The organism is Streptomyces sp. NPDC087845 (genome assembly GCF_044742755.1).
GTDB lineage: Bacteria > Actinomycetota > Actinomycetes > Streptomycetales > Streptomycetaceae > Streptomyces.
The window spans coordinates 392599-412540 of sequence record NZ_JBIUVC010000002.1 but is presented as its reverse complement, the minus strand read 5'-3'; the positions used below and the strand labels follow the sequence as shown (position 1 = coordinate 412540).

Below are 19942 nucleotides of genomic sequence, written 5' to 3'. Positions count from 1 at the left end.
CGACAGGGACGGGTGCGGTGACAGCGAGGACCGAGCACGACGAGCGAAGCGGTGAGTCCGCGCCCCCGCCGCGGCGCGGAGGCCGTCATCCCGTCGCGACCGCGATCAGCCTCTTCGGTGAACTGCTCATCACCGCAGGCCTGGTGCTGGGGCTCTTCGTCGTCTACTCCCTCTGGTGGACGAACGTGCTCGCCGATCGCGAGGCCACCAAGCAGGGCCACACCGTCCGTGACCGGTGGGCGGGCGGACCCGGCGCGCTGGACACCAAGGACGGCATCGGCTTCCTGCACGTTCCGTCGATGAAGAACGGCGAGGTGCTCGTCAAGAAGGGCACCGACACCGAGAACCTCAACGACGGCATCGCGGGTTACTACACGGACCCGGTGAAGTCGGCTCTCCCCTGGGACGAGAAGGGGAACTTCACCCTGGCGGCACACCGCGACGGGCACGGTGCCAAGTTCCACAACATCGACAAGGTGAAGACGGGGGACGCGGTCGTCTTCGAGACCAGGGACACCTGGTACGTCTACAAGGTCTTCAAGGAGCTCCCCGAGACGTCCAAGTACAACGTAGACGTGCTGCAGGCGGTGCCCAAGGGATCGGGAGCGAAGAAGCCCGGCCGCTACATCACGCTGACGACCTGCACACCGGTCTACACGTCGAAGTACCGCTACATCGTGTGGGGCGAGCTGGTGCGTACGGAGAAGGTGGACAAGGACCGTACGAAGCCGGCGGAGCTTCGTTAGCCGATGCGCTGATCCGGGCCCGAAGTCGCAACCAGTCCTTGCGACTTCGGGCCCTCGGCCGTCCTGGACCTACGTGAGCACCTGCAGCTTCGCACCGGCGTCCAGGCCTCCAGCAGGCCACGGTGCACAGCGGTGACGCCGGCCTGTACCGCGATGTCGTGCGCCTCGCGGGAGAACGGACAGGTCGCCACGTACACGGCCACGTCCGCCCGGTGCAGCGTCCTGGCGCCGACGAACTTCTGCATCTCGCCGCTCCACACCGAGCGGTACGGGGCGAAGTTCCTGCACTGGACGACCAGCCGGCGCCCGTCGGCCGTGTACCCGGTGATGTCGGCCCCGCGGTCGCCGCTCCACCGTGGACCTCGACGCCGGTGCAGTCGTCCCGACGCAGCAGTCCGGCGATGTGCTGCTCGAACTCACGCCGGTTCATGGCGTCGATCGAGGCCATGACTCCGGCGACGGGGCGCTGTTCCTGCGCGCGCTGAAGACGCCGCAACTGGTTGTCGTGCCGGACGAGCCTGCGCTCGATCTGCCGGACGGCTTCGCGGAGGCCGATGAGCTCCCGCTGCTGCTCGCCGGAGGTCTCGATGAGGGCGTTCAGTATGGGGACGACGGTGGTGCCGAGGAGGCGCGTGAAGCTCTCCTCGCCGAGTCGCGTGATGCGTGCGTCGAGTGATTCGACGTCGCTGACGTGGTGCGGAGCGTCCACGATCACCGGATGCGGCCGGGAGCCGTGTTCGACATCGAGCAGATGGGTACGCACGCGACGCGCGAGCCGACTGTCCCGGAGCAGCATGGCCACGTTCAGGACGGTCCGCCGGGACCAGGGGCCATGCTCGAACGGGGCTGTGGATAACTCTCCGGATAGGAACTCAAGGTGAGTTCCTTAAATTTCTGCAGCTCAGCGCTGCGGATTACCCTCAGGCCGTTCGATACGAGCTCTCCTCGATGACGGCTGAGGAGGTTGTTGACGACTGTTTCCGCCACCTCGAAGTAGGCAGCGACCATGGCGGTGGTCACGTGCATACCGTCCGGCAGCAAGGACAGCGCTCTGACTCGGTCGAGTGCCTCCGTCCGCTCGGTGAAGCTCTGACGCAAAGCTTGTGATTCCACCAGAGCGACCTCGTTGATCATGCTCTTGACCCTTCGCGTATCCGTTCGCGCGGCCGGAGTCCGATGCCCTGCCCCATCCGATCAACGAATCGGCACATATGAAGACACGATCGGTTCACGGCCGCATGTGCGGTAAGCAGGGCCGGAGGCAGCGTGCCTGGCACAGCAAAGGGCCCCGGTCACCGTTGCGGTGCCGGGGCCCGATGGCAGTCGGTGCGGCTCGGGGTCAGTGCCGCCGTGAGCCGGACGGGCCGCCGAAGATGTTGCCGTCTCCGCCGCCACCTCCCGGCATGGTCCACACGTTGACCGCGCTGTTCTTGTCGACCTGCTGGTTCGCACCGGGCTGGTGGGTGATGACCTTCGCGTTGTCGTCATTCGGTCCCTGCACCTGGCCGAGCTGCAGTCCCGCCCCGGCGAGCAAGGACTTCGCCTCGGCGAGGGTCTTGCCCTGCAGGTCGGGAACCTTGGTCTGCTCCGGCTGCTGCGGGCCCTTCGAGACCGTCAGGACGATCTGGGCGGTCAGCGGCTGTGCCGAGTCGGGCTGCGGGGTCTGACTGGTCACCTGGTTCGCGGGCTTGTCCGAATCCACGTCGGTCCGGGAGACGTTCTTGAAGCCCAGGGCGTTGAGCTGGGCCACCGCGGCGTCGTAGTCCCGGTCGACCACGTTCGGCACCTTCTGGGTGGCCTGCTTGGCGACCGTGATCGTGACCTCGGAGTTCTTCTCGGCCTTCGTGCCGCCCTCGGGGGCCTGGGTGATGACCGTACCCGCGGGCTTGCCGGACTCGACGGTGGTGATGTTCACCGTGAAGCCCTTCTCCTCAAGGTACTTGCGGGCGTTCTCCTCGGACTTCTCCGTGACGTCCGGGACCTCGATCTTCGGCGCACCGGTGGAGACGACGACCGTGACGGTCTCCTTCTCCGCCATCTTGCCGTCGGCGGTCGGGGTCTGGCTGCAGATCTTGCCCTTGGCCTGGTCCTCGCACGGTTCGCGCGAGCCGACCTTGAGGACGACTCCGGCGTTCTTCGCGAGGCCCTCCGCCCGCGGCACGGTCAAGCCGACCATGTTCGGCACATCGACCTCGCCGCTGTTGCTGTCGGTGTCGCTGAACAGCGACCGGCCGATCAGGATCGCACCGATCAGCACGAGGACGCCCGCGACGATCAGCAGGATCGTCGAGGTGTTGCTCTTCTTCTGGCGCCGGCGGTCCGGCCGGTCGTCGTAGCCGTAGCCGCCGTCGTCCGGGTTGACCGGGGGCAGCATGGACGTGGGCGCGCCGTTCTGGTCCGCGGCACGCAGCGCGGTGGTGGGCTGGTCGTTGCCGTAACCGTCGTAGCCGCCGTAACCGGGCACACCCATCGCCGCGGTGGCGGCGACCGGCTGGCCGTCGAGGCAGGCCTCGATGTCGGCACGCATCTCGTCGGCCGACTGGTAGCGGTAGTCGGGGTCCTTGACCAGGGCCTTCAACACGATCGCGTCCATCTCGGGCGTGATCTCGGGGTCGAAGTTGCTGGGCTTCTGGGGCTCTTCCCGTACGTGCTGGTAGGCGACCGCGACGGGTGAGTCCCCGATGAACGGCGGCCGGACCGTCAGCAGCTCGTAGAGCAGGCAGCCGGTCGAGTAGAGGTCGGAGCGCGCGTCGACCTGCTCGCCCTTGGCCTGCTCCGGGGAGAGGTACTGGGCGGTGCCGATGACGGCCGCGGTCTGGGTCATCGTCATACCGGAGTCGCCCATGGCCCGGGCGATGCCGAAGTCCATGACCTTGACCTGGCCGGTACGCGTCAGCATGACGTTCGCCGGCTTGATGTCGCGGTGGACGATGCCTGCCCGGTGCGAGTACTCCAGCGCCTGGAGGATGCCGACGGTCATCTCCAGGGTGCGCTCGGGCAGCAGTTTGCGGCCGGAGTGCAGAAGCTCCCTGAGCGTCGACCCGTCGACGTACTCCATGACGATGTACGGGATGGAGACCCCGTCGACGTAGTCCTCACCCGTGTCGTAGACAGCGACGATCGCCGGGTGGTTGAGCGAGGCGGCGGACTGGGCCTCACGGCGGAACCGGGCCTGGAAGGACGGGTCGCGGGCCAGATCTGCCCGGAGCGTCTTCACAGCTACGGTGCGGCCGAGCCGGGTGTCGTGTGCGAGGTAGACCTCGGCCATGCCACCACGGCCGAGCACCGAGCCCAGCTCGTACCGGCCGCCGAGGCGACGCGGCTCTTCCATAACTGTTCCAGCCCTCTCCGTCAGTCCCGACCGCACCGGTGTGCGGTCCGGCGGTGTGCTGCTCGCGCATACGCTACCGGCCGCGCACTACCTGATCGGCCCGGAGTCCGGACCTGATATCTGACCGGTATCCCAATGTGCAGGTATGGCGCCCGATGTGATGGGCATCACCTCCTGCTGTCGATGACCGCCTTCATCACAGCCTGTGCGATCGGGGCGGCCAGACCGCCACCGGAGATGTCGTCGCGGTTGGCCTGGCCGTCCTCGACGACCACGGCGACGGCGACCGGGGAGCCCTTGTCGGTCTTGGCGTACGAGATGAACCAGGCGTACGGCTTCTCGCTGTTGTTGAGGCCGTGCTGGGCCGTACCCGTCTTGCCGCCGACGGTGACGCCGGGGATCTTGGCGTTCTTCCCGGTGCCGCTCTCGACGACGGTCTCCATCATCTGCTGGAGCTTCTGGGCGTTCTCACCCGAGAGGGGCTGGCTGAGCTGCTCCTTCTCGTGGGTGTAGATCGCGTCCAGGCTGGGGGCCTGGCGCTCGGCGACCATGTACGGCTGCATCAGCTTGCCGTCGTTGGCGACCGCGGCGGCGACCATCGCCATCTGCAGCGGGGTGGCGCGGTTGGACGCCTGGCCGATGCCGGCCATGGCGTTCTGCGGGCGGTTGTCCTTGGGGTAGACGCTGGCGTCGGCGCGGACCGGGGTGAAGATGTCCTTGTTGAAGCCGAACTTGTTGGCCTCGTCGATCATCTTCTGGTTGCCGAGGTCATCGCTGATCTTGCCGAAGACGGTGTTGCAGGACCACCGCAGCGCTTCCCGCAGCGAGGCGTTCTCGCACGGGATGTTGCCCTCGTTCTTCAGGTCGCCGGTGGTCAGCGGGAGACGGTAGGGCAGCGGCGACTTGGTGGGCTCGTCGACGCTGGTGTACAGCCCGTTCTCCAGCGCGGCCGCGGCGGTGACGACCTTGAAGGTCGAGCCCGGCGGGTAGGTCTCGCGCAATGCCCGGTTGAGCATCGGCTTGTCCTTGTCCTTGGAGAGCTTCTGCCAGGCCTTGGAGTCGGCGTCGGAGTTGCCCGCGAAGGTGGAGGGGTCGTACGAAGGAGTGCTGACGAGGGCCAGGATGGCGCCGGTCTGCGGGTCGAGCGCGGCGACGGCGCCCTTCTTGTCGCCGAGCCCCTTGAAGGCGGCCTTCTGGGCGGCGGCGTTGAGGGTGGTGACGACGTTGCCGCCCTGCTTCTTCCCACCGGTGAACATCGACAGGGTCCGGTCGAAGAAGAGCTGGTCGTCGTTGCCGGTGAGGATGCCGTCCTCGAGCTTCTCGAGGAAGTTGGCGTCGAATGCCTGCGAGGAGTACCCGGTGACGGGCGCCCACATGGGGCCGTTCTTCCAGACGCGCTTGTACTTGAAGTCGCCCACCTTGGTCGCGACCGACCCCGTCACGGGGTTGCCGTCAACGATGATGTTGCCGCGCTCGTGTGCGTAACGCTCGATGCGGACGCGGCGGTTCTCGTCGCGGCTGTTCAGCTCGTCGGCGCGGACGTACTGCAGATAGTTGGTCCGCACGAGGAGGGCGAGGATGAGGACGCCGCAGAAGATCGCGATCCGGCGAAGAGGCTTGTTCACGGTCGGACCACCTGAGTCATCTCGGCGTCGGAGGACGGGGCGGGGGCCGGAGCGGGGCGACGGGCGGTGTCGCTGATTCGGATCAGGATGGCGATCAGCGCCCAGTTGGCCAGCACGGACGAGCCGCCGTACGCGAGGAACGGCATGGTCATACCGCTGAGCGGGATGAGCCCCATGACACCGCCGGCAACCACGAAGACCTGGATGGCGAAGGCCCCGGACAGGCCGATGGCGAGCAGCTTGCCGAAGGGGTCGCGGGCGGCGAGCGCCGTGCGTACGCCACGCTCGATGATGAGGCCGTAGATCAGCAGCACAGCCATCATTCCAGCCAGGCCCAGCTCCTCGCCGACGGTGGAGAGGATGAAGTCTGCGTTGGCGGCAAAGCCGATCAGGTCGGAGTGGCCCTGGCCCCATCCGGTGCCCAGAGTGCCGCCCGAACCGAACGACATGATGGCGTTCGAGATCTGCTCGCAGGCTCCGTTGGTGGAGTAGCAGGAGAACGGGTCCTGCCAGGCGTTCACACGGGCCTGCACGTGCGACTCGAAGGACGCCACACCGACAGCGCCGACCGCGGACATCAGCAGACCGAAGACGATCCAGCTGGTTCGCTCGGTGGCGACGTACAGCATCACGACGAAGAGGCCGAAGAACAGCAGTGAGGTGCCGAGGTCCGTCTCGAAGACCAGGATCAGGATCGACAGGGCCCAGATCGTGATGATCGGTCCGAGGTCGCGTCCGCGCGGCAGGTACAGACCCATGAAGCGACGGCTGGCCAGTGCCAGCGCATCACGTTTCACCATGAGATATCCGGAGAAGAACACCGCGATCAGGATCTTGGCGAACTCTCCCGGCTGGATCGAAAGCGGGCCGAGGCTGATCCAGATCTTCGCGCCGTTCACCGCGGGGAAGAACACTGGCAGGATCAGCAGGATCAGCGCCGCGGCCATCGAGATGTAGGTGTAGCGCTGGAGGATGCGGTGGTCCTTGAGGATCACCAGCACGGCGACGAAGAAGGCGACGCCGATCGCCGAGTACAGCAGCTGCTTGGGGGCGTCCGCGCTGTACGACCCGTACAAAGTCTCGGCACGCTGGATCAGCCGTTCCGACTGGTCCAGTCGCCAGATCAGCACCAGCCCCAGGCCGTTGAGCAGGGTGGCGAGCGGGAGCAGCAGCGGATCCGCGTAGGACGCGAACTTGCGCACCACGAGGTGGGCGACGCCGCCGAGCAGGATGAGCCCGGCTCCGTATCCGAACATGCCGGACGGGAGCTTGCCGTCCATGGCGAGTCCGACGTTGGCGTAGGCGAACACCGAGATGGCGATGGCGAAGACCATCATCATCAGTTCGGTGTTGCGACGGCTCGGCGCGTCGATCGCGCCGATCGTGGTCGTATTGGTGACAACGCTCATGGTGCTGAAGGCCCCCTACGGCTTTACTGCTTACCGCACTGCGGGACCAGCTTTTTCTCTTCCTCCGAGAGGCTGGGACCAGGAGTGGGAGTCGCTGCGGTCGGCTTGGTCTTGGTGGAATCGGAGGTGGCGGACGGCTTGGCTGCGTCCGAGTCCGTACCGCTGGCTTCGCCCTCGTCGGAGGCGACCTTCGCGGCTGCGCGCCGCTGGGCGTCCTTCCTGCAGGCGGATGCCTGGACAGAGAGTTCGCTGATCTTCTCGCGTGCGGCGGTGAGGTTGCCCTCGGCGATGGTCGCCTTGACCTGCTTGCGCTGGTAGGGCGGGAGGTACTTGAGTTCGATCTCGGGGTGGTCCTTCTCGACTTTCGAGAGCGAGACCCATGCCAGGTCCTGGCTGATGCCGCGGAACAGTGCGACGTGTTCGTTCTTCGTGCCGACGTAGAACTGGTTCTGGGTCCAGCGGTAGCCGCCGTAGAGACCGCCGCCGATGACGGCGAGGACGAGCACGGTGTAGAGGGACCTCGTGAGCCACTTGCGGCCGCCTCCGTGCTTGACGAAGTCGTCGTCGGTGTACGCGTCGAAAGAGCCGTCCGGCATTCCGCCGTAGCCTGCGTCGTCGTCGCTACCGGGCGGGCCGAAGCCGCCGGCGGGCGGCGGGACGGGGCGGCCGAGGCCGGCCGCGCGGCCGGCGGGGGTCTGCATGGCGCCGCCGTCGTTCTGCTGGGCGGCCTGGTTCTCGGCGACCGCGCCGACGACGACCGGGGTGTCGTTGAGCTGTACGGCGAGGGTGTCGTTGCTGTCGACGTCGAGGACGTCGGCGACGATGCAGGTGATGTTGTCCGGGCCGCCACCGCGCAGGGCGAGCTGGATCAGCTCCTGGATGGTCTCCTGGGGGCCCTGGTAGCTGGCGAGGGTCTCTTCCATCGTCTGGTGCGAGACGACGCCGGAAAGTCCGTCGGAGCAGATCAGATAGCGGTCGCCGACCCGGACCTCGCGAATGGAGAGATCGGGTTCGACATGGTCGCCACTGCCCAGCGCACGCATCAGAAGGGCGCGCTGCGGGTGGGTGGTGGCCTCTTCCTCGGTGATCCGGCCCTCGTCGACCAGCCGCTGCACCCAGGTGTGGTCCTGGGTGATCTGGGTGAGTACGCCGTCGCGCAGCAGGTACGCGCGGGAGTCGCCGACGTGGACGAGACCGAGGCGCTGGCCGGTCCAGAGCAGGGCGGTGAGCGTGGTGCCCATGCCCTCCAGCTGGGGGTCCTCCTCGACCATCATGCGCAGTTGGTCGTTGGCCCGCTGGACCGCCGTACCGAGCGAAGTGAGGATGTCCGAGCCCGGGACGTCGTCGTCGAGCTGGACGAGCGTGGAGATCACCTCGGAGCTGGCGACCTCGCCGGCAGCCTGGCCGCCCATGCCGTCGGCGATGGCGAGAAGGCGCGGACCGGCGTAGCCGGAGTCCTCGTTGCCCTCCCGGATCATGCCCTTGTGCGATCCGGCGGCGAAGCGCAGGGAAAGACTCATGCGCACCTCTCCCGTCGGCTCGGGGTACAGCCGGTCTCGAGCCACACTGCCCACCCTCCGGTCGGGAGCCGGGCCGGGTCCGTTGCCCGGGCCGCCGCGGCTCGCTCGCTCCGCTCGCTCATTGTCGTACTACTTCCGCAGCTCGATGACGGTCTTGCCGATCCGGATCGGCGCGCCCAGCGGAACAGGTGTCGGGGTGGTGAGTCGGGTCCGGTCGAGATATGTGCCGTTGGTGGACCCGAGATCCTCGACGATCCACTGGCCGTCACGGTCGGGGTAGATCCTGGCATGCCTGCTGGACGCGTAGTCGTCGTCCAGGACGATCGTTGAGTCGTGGGCCCGGCCCAGCGTGATGGTCTGTCCCTGGAGCGCCACCGTGGTGCCGGTGAGGGTGCCCTCGGAGACGACCAGCTTTGTGGGTGCCCCCCGGCGCTGGCGGCCGGGCTGTTGGCGCTGCTGCGGCGGCGCAGCAGCAGCATTCTGGCGTGCCTGTGGCGGTCGCGCGTCGGTCGCGGTGCGGCGTGAGCCGCGCTGCGTGACGCGCGTTCCGAACAGGTCGCTGCGGATGACCTGGACGGCCACGATCACGAACAGCCACAGAACGGCCAGGAAACCTAGCCTCATGACCGTCAGGGTCAGCTCTGACATTGCCCCCGCTTCACCCTTCGGCTTGCCGGTAAACGATGGTGGTGCTGCCCACGACGATCCGCGAGCCGTCGCGGAGCGTAGCGCGGGTTGTGTGCTGCCCGTCCACCACGATGCCGTTGGTGGACCCGAGATCCTGGATCGTCGAGGGCGTTCCGGTCCGGATCTCACAGTGCCGGCGCGATACACCGGGGTCGTCGATCCGCACGTCGGCTTCGGTGCTGCGTCCCAGCACCAGCGTCGGGCGGGAGATCTGATGGCGGGTGCCGTTGATCTCGATCCAGCGCCGCACCTGCGTGTTCGGCAGGGGGCTGGGCCCGGCCGGCGCGTGCCGGTCGGTACTGGGTGCTCCGGGCCTGCCCGCGCCCGGCGGCGGGGCCGCGGGCATGGGCGGGGCGGAGCTGGGCGGGTAGCCGTAGCCGCCGGTGGGCTGCGAGGGACGCCCCGGGCCCGGGTGGGGCGGCTGGCCGTGCGGTCCTGGCCGGTCTGCCTGGTGGTCCTGCTGCTGTGACGAACTCGACGCCAGGGTGCGACTGCGCACCCGGTAGAGCCCGGTGTCGAGGTCGTCGGCCTTCTCCAGATGGACCTTGATCGGGCCCATGAAGGTGTACCGCTGCTGCTTGGCGTAGTCGCGGACCAGGCCGGAGAGTTCGTCGCCCAACTGGCCGGAATACGGGCTGAGTCGCTCGTAGTCGGGGGTGCTGAGCTCGACGATGAAGTCGTTGGGGACGACGGTCCGCTCACGGTTCCAGATCGTTGCGTTGTTGTCGCACTCGCGCTGGAGGGCTCCCGCGATCTCGACCGGCTGGACCTCGGACTTGAAGACCTTGGCGAAGGTGCCGTTGACCAGACCTTCGAGACGCTGCTCGAAACGCTTCATGACTCCCATGGGGCACCTCCTCCGTTGTAGTCGTCCCTGTACTGCTTACTGATCGTATCCACGCGTCGGGAAATCGGCTGGTTCCCCTTGTCTGCCCTGTGGATGAGTGTCACCTCTCACACGGATCGTAGAGGCGGCCTCCTGACAGTGTCCCGCACGCGGGGTCCACTGAGGAGGAGTGGGGGCGGCCGCCGGGCGTTCCCCGTTCCCGCCAGGCGTTCGGTGAAACAACGGATGTGAATCCACCCTGTTCAGCGTGCTAATCTTCCGGATGTCGCCAGGCGCTCGCACCAAACGGTGAGAGAGTCTGGAAACACCACTCTTGCGCGAGTGGCGGAACGGCAGACGCGCTGGCTTCAGGTGCCAGTGTCCTTAGGGACGTGGGGGTTCAAATCCCCCCTCGCGCACAAGAGAGAAGCCCCACAGGCCAACGGTCTGTGGGGCTTCTTCGTTCCCGGACGTTCATCAAAGTTGGCTGGTGTCCGTCATGCCCGTTATGACCGTTGTGTTTCCTGTTCGGGCTTCTGTGGGGTTGATGGGCGGCGGGTTCGGGCTTCTGTGGGGTTGAGGTGGCGCGGGGCGTGGGCGTGTGTGGCTGATGGGCGGCGCGGGGTGTGGGCGACTTTCGTCGTCGGCGGGTGCGACGAAAGCGGGGCGTCCTGCGCATGCGGGGCTGTCTAGGGTGCAGGGCGTGTATGCGATATCGAAGCTCAGGGCCGGATGGCAGTGGTGTGCGGCGCCTGAGCTGTGGTCCCGGCGCAGGACGGCCGGAGAGGCTGTGCTGGCCGCGGTGCTCGGGCTGCTCGCGGCTGGCACGGAAGAACTGCTGCGCAGTGGGGAACTGCGCCTGTGGACGGTACCGGCCGCGGTCGTGGTGCTGTCCTTGATGAGGCGCCTGCTGCCGGTGACCGTGCTGGTGGTCTCGGCTGCCCTGGCCGGGCTGTCCGGCGGATTCGCGTTGTTGCTGATGGTGGTGGCGTGGAGTTCCGGGCGCCGGATTGCCGGGGCCGGCCGGGCTCTGGGGGCCTTCACCGCTTCATACGCGGTCTATGTGGGTCTGACCGTGGCGGCGGGCTGGTCGGCGATGCGGCCGCTGACCCAGGTGCTGTTCACCACCCTCTACTTTTTGGCGACGACCCTCGTGCCCGGCCTCGCCAGCCGGTATTGGACCCAGCGCCGCACCCTTCTGCACGCCCTGCAGGAGCGCAATGCGCAGCTCATCCGGGAGCGGGCCATGATCGTGGGACAGGCGCGGCTCATGGAACGCCAGCGGATCGCCCAGGACATGCACGACAGCCTCGGTCACCGGCTGGCGCTCATCTCTGTCCATACGGGAGCGCTGGAGGTCGACCGTGAGCTGACGGAACGGCAGCGGGAAGTGGTCGGGGTGCTGCGAGACGCTTCCGTCCACGCGATGCACGAGCTGCGTGAGGTCGTCGGCATTCTCCGGGACGGCGTCGAGGGGCCGGCACAGGGCGGTGAGGGTGGACAGCCGGCGGCACGGGGGACCGCCGGCATCGAGGAGCTGACGGTGGCGGCACGGGCCGCAGGGGGCACTGTGGAGCTTCGCCGTACAGGAAGTCCCAGGGCACTCGTCGCGGCCTCGGACCATGCGGCGTACCGCATCGTCCAGGAAGCGCTGACGAATGCCTACAAGCATGCGCCGGGCGCGGCGATCACGGTCGAGTTGCGCTACGAGCCGGACTCCTTCGTCGTCGAGATCGTCAATGGTCCACAGCGGCACGCGCAGTCTGCGGGCGAGGTGGTCAGCGGTGGGCAGGGGCTGCCCGGTCTGCGTGAGCGGGCCCGACTGGTCGGCGGCATGGTGCACACCAGCCGGACCCAGGACGGCGGATTCCGGGTGGCCGGGGTGCTTCCGTACGGCGTCGAGGGCGTGGTCGGCGGAGCGGCGGGTGCGCCGATGGTTGATGCAGAGGACGACTTCCGGCAGCAGTCCCGGACGGCCCCGCAGAGGAACGGTGGTCCGGTCATGGACTGGACGGTTTCCGAGCGGGAGTTGGCAATGAGCAGCAGCGGAAAGAGTACGGGCAGCGGTGTCGCGCTGGGCTGTGGGATAGGGGCAGGGGTCTTGGTGCTGCTGGTGCTGGCCTGTGGCTTCGGTCTGTACTTCCTGTTTGCGGAGGCGGACAAGGGAATGATCGATCCGAGCCAGTACCGGTCCATCAAGATCGGCACGGCAGAGGACGAGGTGCGGGGAAAACTGCCTGCCGGGGATACATTCATGACGGCCGGACTGGACGGTGAGGGACCCGAGAAGCCGGCCGGGGCGAAGTGTCTGGTCCTGATGTCCTCCGAGATCGGCGACAACCTCGACACCGAGCCGGTGTTCCGGTTCTGCTTCCGGGACGGCAAGCTGATCGAGAAGAAGTCCTACGAGGTCGCCAGTAGATGAGGCGCCCGGGACGAGCACGGGGGTATGAGTGACGGGTCAGTTGATCAGGGTCGTCATCGCTGACGACGAGCCTCTCATCCGCGCCGGGATACGGATGATCCTCACCTCGGACCATTCCATCGAGGTCGTCGCGGAGGCGGCGAACGGTCGAGAGGCCATCGAGGTGGTCCGCGCCCATTCCGCGGATGTGGTGCTGCTCGACATTCAGATGCCGGTGATGGACGGGCTTACGGCGCTGGCGGAGCTGCGAACGGCGGCTCCGGCGGCACGGGTGATCGTGCTCACGACGTTCGGCGAGCGGGAGAACGTGCTGCGGGCGCTGGAGCAAGGGGGTGCCGGGTTCCTGCTCAAGGACACGGCTCCGGCCGAACTGATCCAGGCGGTGCGGGCGGCCGCGGCCGGAGACGCCTATCTCTCGCCCGGCGCCACCCGGCATGTGGTGGATCAGCTGACCCTGGGCCGGGCGGCGGTCCGGGGCGAGGAGGCGCGACAGCGGGTGGCCGCGCTCAGCGGGCGGGAACGCGAGGTGCTGGCACTGCTCGGGGAGGGGCTGTCCAACGCGGACGCGGGCAGGCGGTTGCACATGAGCGAGGCGACGGTGAAGACGTACGTGAGCCGGATCCTGGCGAAGCTGGGATGCGAGAACCGAGTGCAGGCCGCGTTGTTGGCGAGGGACGCGGGCCTGTAGGAGGGCTGTGGCGTATGGGCTGAGCTCAGGATGATTGGGCTCTGTTTCACGTGAAACACCCGATTGGGGATGTTCCCGTACGTACGAAGGGGGCCGGTCCGGGGTCCTTCCGGGGTCTCTCCGGGATCCGGCCCTTCTCGTCCCGGCCTTTCTCGCTCGGCCTTTAGTTCTGGACGAACTCTGCGTCCTCACGCGGAGTGCCGGTGGCGTACGAGCCGCCCACGGCCGGCGACGATCGTGATCAGGGTGCCCGTCACGGGGCCGTCCGGGTTCACCCATCTCGTGGCCGACGGTGATCACCCGGTCGAGCCAGGCCATCAGCGCGGACGGAATGCTGAAGTTGTACATCGGAGCGCCGGTCAGGACGGCGTCCGCCGCTGCCGGCTCGTCTGCGAGTTCGCGGCGCAATGGGTTCCTCGGCGCCGCACCGGCGGCGTCCGGGTGCGGCAGCGGGGCGGGGTGGTCTGCGGGGTGCGGGTCAGGGTGCCTGCGGGGTGGTCGCGCTCGTGTCTCCCGCCGAGTTGTAGCGCAGCAGGTACTCCGCGAACCTGGCGAGGTCGTCCGCAGTCCAGTCGGCGAGGCGCTCCTGGTATGCGGCGCGGCGGCTGGCCTGCGTCGAGGCGAGCGCCTGGGTCCCTGCCTCGGTGGGGTGCAGTACCTGGATGCGGTGGTCGTCCGGGTCGGGGTGGCGCTCGACCAGTCCGAGTTTCTCCAGCGTGCCGATCTGCCGGCTGACCGTCGATTTGTCCAGCATGTAGTGCGCGGCGAGATCCGTCGCGCGGCAGCCGTGCTGGTCGTCGATGTGCGCCAGAAGCGTGTACGAGACCAGCGGCAGCTCCGGATGGAGGCGGGCCGCCGCGGCCCGCGCGCGACGCGCGAAGGCGGTCAGTTCGCGCTGGATGACATCCAGCGATTCTTCGCGTTCTCCGGGGTTGCCTGGCACTGATCCACCCTCCGTCTCGCCCCTCTCGGGATTCGGTTGTATAGTACAACGGGTTAAGAGTTGTAAAAGCCAACTATTGGAGTTCCGTATGTCCTCAGGCCCGAGTGCCGCCCCCGGCTCCACCGCAGCCGCTCTGCGCCACGTGCTGAGCCACCTCGTCACACCGCTGCTGATGTGCGTCGGCATGGGGCTCGCCTACCTCGGGGCGTTCCACGCCCCCGAGCCGCATGATCTGCGGGTGGACGTGGTCGGATCGGGGCCGAGCGCGCAGGTGCTCGCGCAGACGCTGCAGGACAAGGGCGACGGGGCGCTGAGTGTCCGCACGGTCCCCGATCGCGCAGCGGCGGTGGACCACCTGAGGACACAGGCGAGTTACGGCGCCTACCTGCCGGGGAAGCACCCCGAGCTGCTGGTGGCCGGGGCGTCCTCCGACACCAGCGCCACGGTGGTCGAGAAGGTCTTCACCAAGGTCGCCGCCGAGCACGGGCACCCGCTGAAGGTGACCGACACGGCACCGACCGCGGGCGGTGACCCCACCGGCCAGGGCATCTTCTTCCTGCTGGTCGCGGTGAGCATCGGCTCCTACGCGTCGGTCGCCGTGATCGGCGGCGCGGGCGCGGTCCTGGCGCTGCGGATCAGGGCCGCGCTGACGATCGCCGCATCCCTGGTGGTGAGCTTGATCGGAGCGTTCTTCGCCGGTCCGCTGTTCGGTCTTGTCGACCACGGGCTCGGCGGACTCTGGGCCATGGCCTGGCTGTACTCGGCGGGCATTCTGCTGATCGGCGTCGGGCTGCACACCTTCCTCAAGCGGTGGACGACGCTCGGCGTGATGGTGCTCTTCGTGATGCTCAACTTCACCAGCTCCGGCGGTATCTTCCGGCCCGAGCTGCAGCCCGGCTTCTTCGGCGCGCTGCACTCCTTCTGGAACGGTGCGGGCTTCGTCGAGGGCGTACGCAGCCATGTGTACTTCGGCGGGTACGCACTCGGCCGGCACGTGCTGGTGCTCGCGCTCTGGTTCGTGGTGGGTCTGGCAGTGATGGGTATGGCAGGGCTGGCCGAGGCGAGGCGGCGGAAGGTCACCGTGGCGACGGTTCCGGCCGGGCCGGTCGGCGGATCCGCGGAGGCCGGGGCGGTACGAGGACCCGGGCGGCACGTCAGGGCCGAAGCCCGGACCGAGGCGGACGGCGAGGAAGAGCTGGAAGAGGAACTGGAACAGGCCGTCGGCGTCTGACCGGGGTCCGACCAGGACAGGACAGTGCCACAGGCAGTTGCCCACAGGTTGGCGGATGAGTTTTCCACAGGGGCGGACGGCTTTCGGCGCACGGCGGTACCTTCGTCGCAATTGATCTGCGACAGGGCGTCGGGCCCAGGAGCGCAGGACGAGGGCGGGGGAGGCTGCGCGCCATGGGCGAAATCGAAGCGTCGGTGCCGGTTCAGCGGGCTGCGACCGGGAATCCGCGTATTCCGGTCGTGCCCGGCTTCGCGCGGCGGACAAGGAGGGCGGCCGGGGCGGGTGGCAGCGCGCCGCAGTCGCCCAAGGAGGCGGGCAAGGCCCTGCGGGAGAGGGTGTCCAGGGCCTCTCACTCCTCTCTGGAGCTTCCGGCCGGGCGGCCCGACGCCGTGCAGGCGGTCGAGGAGTCGAGCCGCGGCAGGGTGCCCGGTCTCGCCCCGATCCGGGTGGGGCGAATGGCGGCCACGCCGTTCGCCTTTCTGCGGGGCGCGGCCGGGCTGATGGCCCACGACCTGGTGGGCACGCCCCTCAGCGGGGTGGGCGCCCAGCTCTGCGGCGATGCGCACGCGGCCAATTTCGGGCTGTACGGCGATGCGCGCGGCAGCCTGGTCATCGATCTGAACGATTTCGACGAGACCGTGTTCGGCCCCTGGGAATGGGATCTCAAGCGCCTCGCCACGTCGCTGGTGCTCGCCGGCCGGGAGGCCGGGGCGGACGAGGAGACCTGCCGCCAGGGCGCATACGACACGGTGGGCGCCTACCGGCGGACGATGCGGCTGCTGGCCAAGCTGCCCGCACTCGATGCCTGGAACGCCATCGCGGACGAGGAATTGGTCTCGCACACGGACGCGCGGGATCTGCTCGGCACTCTGGAGCGCGTCTCGGAGAAGGCCCGCAACAACACCAGCGCTCGTTTCGCGGCCAAGTCCACCGAGGATTCCGGGGACGGCGGACGCCGCTTCATCGACGCGCCGCCGGTGCTGCGGCGGGTACCGGACGAGGAGGCCGCCGCGGTGGCGACGGGGCTCGGCGACTATCTGGGCACGCTCTCGGAGGACCGGGTGCCCCTCCTCGCCAGATACGCGATCCACGACGTGGCGTTCCGGGTGGTCGGCACGGGGAGCGTCGGCACGCGGTCGTACGTGGTGCTCCTGCTCGATCACCGTGGCGAGCCCTTGGTGCTGCAGGTGAAGGAGGCGCGACCCTCCGTACTGACGCCGTATCTGCCGGCTGTCGGGTTCGACGTGCCGGAGGTGGCGCACGAGGGACGCCGGGTGGTGCTCGGGCAGAAGCGGATGCAGGTCGTCAGCGACATCCTGCTGGGGTGGGCCACCGTGGCCGGGCGACCCTTCCAGGTACGGCAGTTCAGGAACCGCAAGGGCAGCGTGGACCCGGCGGCCCTGGCAGCCGACCAGGTCGACGACTACGGCCGGATGACGGGTGCGCTGCTGGCGCGGGCCCATGCGCACAGCGCCGATCCGCGAATGATCGCGGGGTACTGCGGCAAGAACGACGAGCTGGACGAGGCGGTGGCGGCATTCGCGGTGACCTACGCGGACCGTACGGAGGCGGACCACGCAGAGCTGGTACGGGCCGTAGGAGCGGGGCGAATAGCCGCCGAACTGGACGTGTGAGAGGCAGTCCGCCGACCGCGCGTGATCGGGGCGTCGAAGGTGGCCATACGCTGGACGGGTGAGCCACGAAGCCGCCGGGGTGCCGACCACCCGGAACGACGATGACCGGCAGGACAACGACCGGCAGCACGAACAGCATGCCCCGGATGCCCCGGATGCGCAGGACGGCGGGTCAGCCGGTGTCGGCGATGGTGCCGGTTCGGGGGCCGGTGCCGCTGATGGGGCCGGCGGGGCTGCCGGCGGAAGCGCGGAGGAGGTTCGTCCCGAGGCTCGGCTCGCCAAGGCGGTGCGGGTGGCGGAGCAGGCGCTGATCGAGTTCGAGATCGCGGTGGAGACCTTTCGGGTCGAGGTCGAGAACTTCTCCCGTCTGCATCACCAGAAGCTCGGGCCGATGTACGCCCGCCTCGATGAGCTCGATGCGCAGATCGCGGAGGCCCGTGCCGCCAGGACCGGTGATCCCGAGGACCTCCGCAAGGCTCAGGAGGCCCGGGCGATCGTGATGCCGATGCCGGGCGTCGACGAGCTGTTCCACGACTGGATCGACTCCGACGGGCTGTCCCCCGAGGCGGCGGCGATGCTGACCGAGCAACCGGTCCGGCCGCCCAAGCGGGTCCGGCCGACCGAGGAGGCGCGCAAGCTCTACCGCGAACTGGCGCGCAAGGCCCACCCGGACCTGGCACAGGACGAGACGGAGCGGGCCCGCCGCGACGAGTTCATCACCCGTGTCAACGCCGCTTACGGGCGTGGTGACGAGGCGCTGCTGATGGAGCTGGCGCAGGAGTGGGCGGCGGGGCCGGTGGTGCCCGAGGCGGAGCTCAGTGAGAGCGAGGAGCTCTACGCCCGGCTGAACTGGCTGACCCAGCGCAAGGAACTCCTGACGGTGCTCGCTCAGGAGCTTGAGGAAAGCGCGATCGGGGCCATGCTGCGGATGGCTCCGGACGATCCGGACCGGTTGCTCGACGAGATCGCCGATCAGCTGCTGGGCGAGGTCGCTCGGCGTGAGGCGGATCTGGCCGGTCTCGTGCAGTAGCGTTCCTGGTGACTCTGGAGCGTACGTACGAGAGAAGGCATGACCCATGAATTTCGCCCCGCTGCCCTCGGTGGATGTTGCGGCGGTTCCGTCGGACGGCTTCGTGCTGGACGTCCGGGAGAACGACGAATGGGCGGCCGGGCATGTCGAAGGCGCCCTGCACATTCCGATGAGTGACTTCGTGGGCCGCTTCGGTGAGCTCACCGAAGCGGCCGAGGACGGGCGGCGCGTGCATGTGATGTGCCGGGTCGGTGGCAGGTCCGCCCAGGTCACCCAGTACCTGGTGCAGCAGGGCATCGATGCCGTGAACATCGATGGCGGGATGCTCGCCTGGGACGGTGCCGGGCGCCCGATGATCACCGACAACGGCAACCCGGCTTTCGTGCTCTGAGCCGAGTGGCCGCCCGGTTGCCTGGTCGCAGGGCAGCCGGGGCGCTGGGGCGCGACGCCGCCCGCCGGGCCGCCGCGCGGTTGCTCGGCTGCTCGGACCGGCGACGGTTGAGGGCCTGGTGAGGAATCAGCCGAGCGGGTGCGCGGCCAGGAGGTCGCCCAGTGCCTCCTCGTGCGCAGCCGCCGGGCCGAGGGACAGTTCGATCTGCTTCGCCCAGGCGTGGAAGCGGTGCAGCGAGTAGTCGGTGTCCGCGCCGAAGCCGCCGTGCAGATGCTGTGCCGTCTGCACGACCCGGCGGACACCGTCCGACGCCCAGATCTTCGCCACGGCGATGTCGCCCTCGACGGGCAGCGCACCGTCGGCCCCGGTGGAGATCCGCCAGGCCGCTTGCCAGAGCGTCACTTCCATGGCCCGCAGGTCGATGTAACGGTCCGCAGCCTGTACCGCGACGGACTGGAAGGTCGCGATCGGAAAGCCGAACTGCTCACGCTTGCCGGTGTATTCACTCGTCATGGCGAGGACGGCCTCGCCCAGCCCGAGCGCGAGCGCGCACGTCCCGATGGTGAGCAGGGCGCGCAGCCACTCCCAGGTTCCGGCGGTGTCGATCAGCGCGCGGCCGTCGATCCTCACCGAATCCAGCCGGACCTCTGCGAACAGCTCACCACTGGTGGAGACCTGCTCGGCAAGGGTGACGCCTTCGTGGGTGGGCCGGATCAGTGCGAGAACGGCCCGGCCCTCGCCTGTGTGGGCGGGAACCGCGATCCAGTCCGCAGCCTGCGCCCATGGCACCCCCGACTGCACCCCGTCGAGCACCCAGCCCGCAGCGTCACCGTCGGCATTCGCGGTCGCGAAGCCAGGACTCTCGTCGGGCCCTTCGCCAGGTTCTGCGCCCGGTCGGTCGTTCCTCGCGGGAACGTCACGGCGGGCTGCGACGGCGAGCTCGGCCGGATCGTGGCCGGAACGGCCGTTGGCCCCGACGGTGAGGACCAGCTCGCCCCGGCCGACCCGGGGCAGCAATTCGGCGGCCAGCCCCGGGTCGCCGTAGCGCTGAAGGGCCATCGCGACCCCGCACGTCTCCAGCAGTGGCACCCGCGCAAGCACCTTGGCGGACTCGCGAAGCACCAGGCAGAGCGCGACGAGGTCCAGTCCGGCTCCGCCGTGCTCCGGCGACAGCGTCAGGCTCAGCAGGTCACTTGCGGCAAGTCCGGCCCACAGGGACCGGTCGATGTCCTCGGCCACCGCGCCCGGCACGAGAGCGGGGCTGGGAACCCCGTCGGGCGCGACGTCCGAGAAGACCGCTCTCGCTGCCTCGGTGGCTGCCTGCTGTTCCTCGGTGAAGGTGAAGTCCACTGCCCTGGCCTCCCGCGAACCGCTGCTCCTGTACCCGGATCTGACGGATCGTCAAGATAGGACACGTTCTATGAGAAGGGAACAGGAGGGGAGACTCGGATGCGTG

18 protein-coding genes, 1 tRNA gene and 1 pseudogene are annotated in these 19942 nt (G+C 68.5%); 9 read left to right on the top strand and 11 right to left on the bottom strand.

Annotation, left to right across the window (positions count from 1 at the left end):
• Positions 1-17: 17 nt before the first annotated feature.
• Positions 18-746: a class E sortase gene (locus ACIOMQ_RS07460; RefSeq protein WP_402188189.1), complete on the top strand. Its 729-nt coding sequence runs from the start codon at positions 18-20 to the stop codon at positions 744-746.
• Here the strand turns inward: ACIOMQ_RS07460 and ACIOMQ_RS07455 are convergent.
• Positions 743-1045 carry a restriction endonuclease gene (locus tag ACIOMQ_RS07455; RefSeq protein ID WP_402188406.1) on the bottom strand — a complete coding sequence of 101 codons (303 nt, stop codon included), beginning with the start codon at positions 1043-1045 and terminating at the stop codon, positions 743-745. The genes ACIOMQ_RS07460 and ACIOMQ_RS07455 overlap by 4 nt on opposite strands.
• Before the next feature lie 56 nt (positions 1046-1101).
• Here ACIOMQ_RS07455 and ACIOMQ_RS07450 point away from each other — a divergent pair, with 56 nt between their 5' ends.
• Entirely contained in the window at positions 1102-1422 is a 321-nt protein-coding gene (locus ACIOMQ_RS07450; protein ID WP_402188187.1) for a hypothetical protein, read from the top strand.
• A gap of 128 nt (positions 1423-1550) precedes the next feature.
• On the opposite strand, the gene ACIOMQ_RS07445 is transcribed toward ACIOMQ_RS07450, so the two are convergent.
• From ACIOMQ_RS07445 to ACIOMQ_RS07415, 7 genes are all read right to left on the bottom strand, one after another.
• Positions 1551-1880, bottom strand: a complete 330-nt coding sequence (locus ACIOMQ_RS07445) for a hypothetical protein (RefSeq protein ID WP_402188185.1) — start codon at positions 1878-1880, stop codon at positions 1551-1553.
• Between the two features lie 205 nt (positions 1881-2085).
• The gene (gene pknB / locus ACIOMQ_RS07440) at positions 2086-4077 is read right to left on the bottom strand and encodes a Stk1 family PASTA domain-containing Ser/Thr kinase (RefSeq protein WP_362192563.1); all 1992 of its coding nucleotides are present in this window, start codon (positions 4075-4077) and stop codon (positions 2086-2088) included.
• Positions 4078-4244: 167 nt separating this feature from the next.
• Complete coding sequence (locus ACIOMQ_RS07435; RefSeq protein WP_362192566.1) at positions 4245-5702, bottom strand: penicillin-binding transpeptidase domain-containing protein; 1458 nt, start codon at positions 5700-5702, stop codon at positions 4245-4247.
• Positions 5699-7111, bottom strand: a complete 1413-nt coding sequence (locus ACIOMQ_RS07430) for an FtsW/RodA/SpoVE family cell cycle protein (protein WP_362192569.1) — start codon at positions 7109-7111, stop codon at positions 5699-5701. The genes ACIOMQ_RS07435 and ACIOMQ_RS07430 overlap by 4 nt, the downstream gene beginning before the upstream one ends.
• A gap of 23 nt (positions 7112-7134) precedes the next feature.
• Positions 7135-8631, bottom strand: a complete 1497-nt coding sequence (locus tag ACIOMQ_RS07425) for a Stp1/IreP family PP2C-type Ser/Thr phosphatase (RefSeq protein ID WP_402188183.1) — start codon at positions 8629-8631, stop codon at positions 7135-7137.
• Between the two features lie 129 nt (positions 8632-8760).
• Positions 8761-9279 (bottom strand): FHA domain-containing protein, encoded by a 519-nt coding sequence (locus ACIOMQ_RS07420; RefSeq protein WP_362192575.1) that lies wholly within the window; start codon positions 9277-9279, stop codon positions 8761-8763.
• Positions 9280-9289: 10 nt separating this feature from the next.
• Positions 9290-10165, bottom strand: a complete 876-nt coding sequence (locus ACIOMQ_RS07415; RefSeq protein ID WP_401262055.1) for an FhaA domain-containing protein — start codon at positions 10163-10165, stop codon at positions 9290-9292.
• Positions 10166-10480: 315 nt separating this feature from the next.
• On the opposite strand from ACIOMQ_RS07415, the gene ACIOMQ_RS07410 reads away from it, so the two are divergent.
• From ACIOMQ_RS07410 to ACIOMQ_RS07400, 3 genes are all read left to right on the top strand, one after another.
• Positions 10481-10563: transfer RNA gene (locus ACIOMQ_RS07410), tRNA-Leu, on the top strand.
• A gap of 284 nt (positions 10564-10847) precedes the next feature.
• The gene (locus ACIOMQ_RS07405) at positions 10848-12569 is read left to right on the top strand and encodes a sensor histidine kinase (RefSeq protein ID WP_401262058.1); all 1722 of its coding nucleotides are present in this window, start codon (positions 10848-10850) and stop codon (positions 12567-12569) included.
• 28 nt (positions 12570-12597) lie between these two features.
• Positions 12598-13257, top strand: coding sequence for a response regulator transcription factor (locus ACIOMQ_RS07400; RefSeq protein ID WP_362192584.1), 660 nt, complete (start codon positions 12598-12600; stop codon positions 13255-13257).
• 166 nt (positions 13258-13423) lie between these two features.
• On the opposite strand, the pseudogene ACIOMQ_RS07395 reads toward ACIOMQ_RS07400, so the two are convergent.
• Together ACIOMQ_RS07395 and ACIOMQ_RS07390 are read right to left on the bottom strand one after the other, a co-directional pair.
• Positions 13424-13710, bottom strand: a pseudogene (locus ACIOMQ_RS07395) (NAD(P)H-dependent oxidoreductase); the annotation flags it as partial.
• Between the two features lie 25 nt (positions 13711-13735).
• Positions 13736-14200: a MarR family winged helix-turn-helix transcriptional regulator gene (locus ACIOMQ_RS07390; RefSeq protein WP_362192587.1), complete on the bottom strand. Its 465-nt coding sequence runs from the start codon at positions 14198-14200 to the stop codon at positions 13736-13738.
• Positions 14201-14288: 88 nt separating this feature from the next.
• On the opposite strand from ACIOMQ_RS07390, the gene ACIOMQ_RS07385 reads away from it, so the two are divergent.
• The 4 genes from ACIOMQ_RS07385 to ACIOMQ_RS07370 all read left to right on the top strand — a co-directional run bounded on the left by ACIOMQ_RS07385 (position 14289) and on the right by ACIOMQ_RS07370 (position 18486).
• Positions 14289-15431, top strand: coding sequence for a hypothetical protein (locus ACIOMQ_RS07385; RefSeq protein WP_401754934.1), 1143 nt, complete (start codon positions 14289-14291; stop codon positions 15429-15431).
• Between the two features lie 173 nt (positions 15432-15604).
• Complete coding sequence (locus ACIOMQ_RS07380; protein WP_362192593.1) at positions 15605-17065, top strand: DUF2252 domain-containing protein; 1461 nt, start codon at positions 15605-15607, stop codon at positions 17063-17065.
• Between the two features lie 58 nt (positions 17066-17123).
• Positions 17124-18095, top strand: coding sequence for a hypothetical protein (locus tag ACIOMQ_RS07375; RefSeq protein WP_362192596.1), 972 nt, complete (start codon positions 17124-17126; stop codon positions 18093-18095).
• Between the two features lie 46 nt (positions 18096-18141).
• Positions 18142-18486, top strand: a complete 345-nt coding sequence (locus ACIOMQ_RS07370; protein ID WP_362192599.1) for a rhodanese-like domain-containing protein — start codon at positions 18142-18144, stop codon at positions 18484-18486.
• Positions 18487-18612: 126 nt separating this feature from the next.
• Here the strand turns inward: ACIOMQ_RS07370 and ACIOMQ_RS07365 are convergent, their stop codons facing one another.
• A complete protein-coding gene (locus tag ACIOMQ_RS07365; protein ID WP_402188180.1) occupies positions 18613-19836 on the bottom strand; it encodes an acyl-CoA dehydrogenase family protein in 1224 nt (407 codons plus the stop codon).
• Positions 19837-19942: the final 106 nt, after the last annotated feature.

Coding starts and splice junctions, on each gene's coding strand:
- ACIOMQ_RS07415 (WP_401262055.1), bottom strand. CDS start 10,165: ATGGGAGTCATGAAGCGTTTCGAGCAGCGTCTCGAAGGTCTGGTCAAC.
- ACIOMQ_RS07445 (WP_402188185.1), bottom strand. CDS start 1,880: ATGATCAACGAGGTCGCTCTGGTGGAATCACAAGCTTTGCGTCAGAGC.
- ACIOMQ_RS07430 (WP_362192569.1), bottom strand. CDS start 7,111: ATGAGCGTTGTCACCAATACGACCACGATCGGCGCGATCGACGCGCCG.
- pknB (WP_362192563.1), bottom strand. CDS start 4,077: ATGGAAGAGCCGCGTCGCCTCGGCGGCCGGTACGAGCTGGGCTCGGTG.
- ACIOMQ_RS07420 (WP_362192575.1), bottom strand. CDS start 9,279: ATGTCAGAGCTGACCCTGACGGTCATGAGGCTAGGTTTCCTGGCCGTT.
- ACIOMQ_RS07380 (WP_362192593.1), top strand. CDS start 15,605: ATGGGCGAAATCGAAGCGTCGGTGCCGGTTCAGCGGGCTGCGACCGGG.
- ACIOMQ_RS07425 (WP_402188183.1), bottom strand. CDS start 8,631: ATGAGTCTTTCCCTGCGCTTCGCCGCCGGATCGCACAAGGGCATGATC.
- ACIOMQ_RS07385 (WP_401754934.1), top strand. CDS start 14,289: ATGTCCTCAGGCCCGAGTGCCGCCCCCGGCTCCACCGCAGCCGCTCTG.
- ACIOMQ_RS07370 (WP_362192599.1), top strand. CDS start 18,142: ATGAATTTCGCCCCGCTGCCCTCGGTGGATGTTGCGGCGGTTCCGTCG.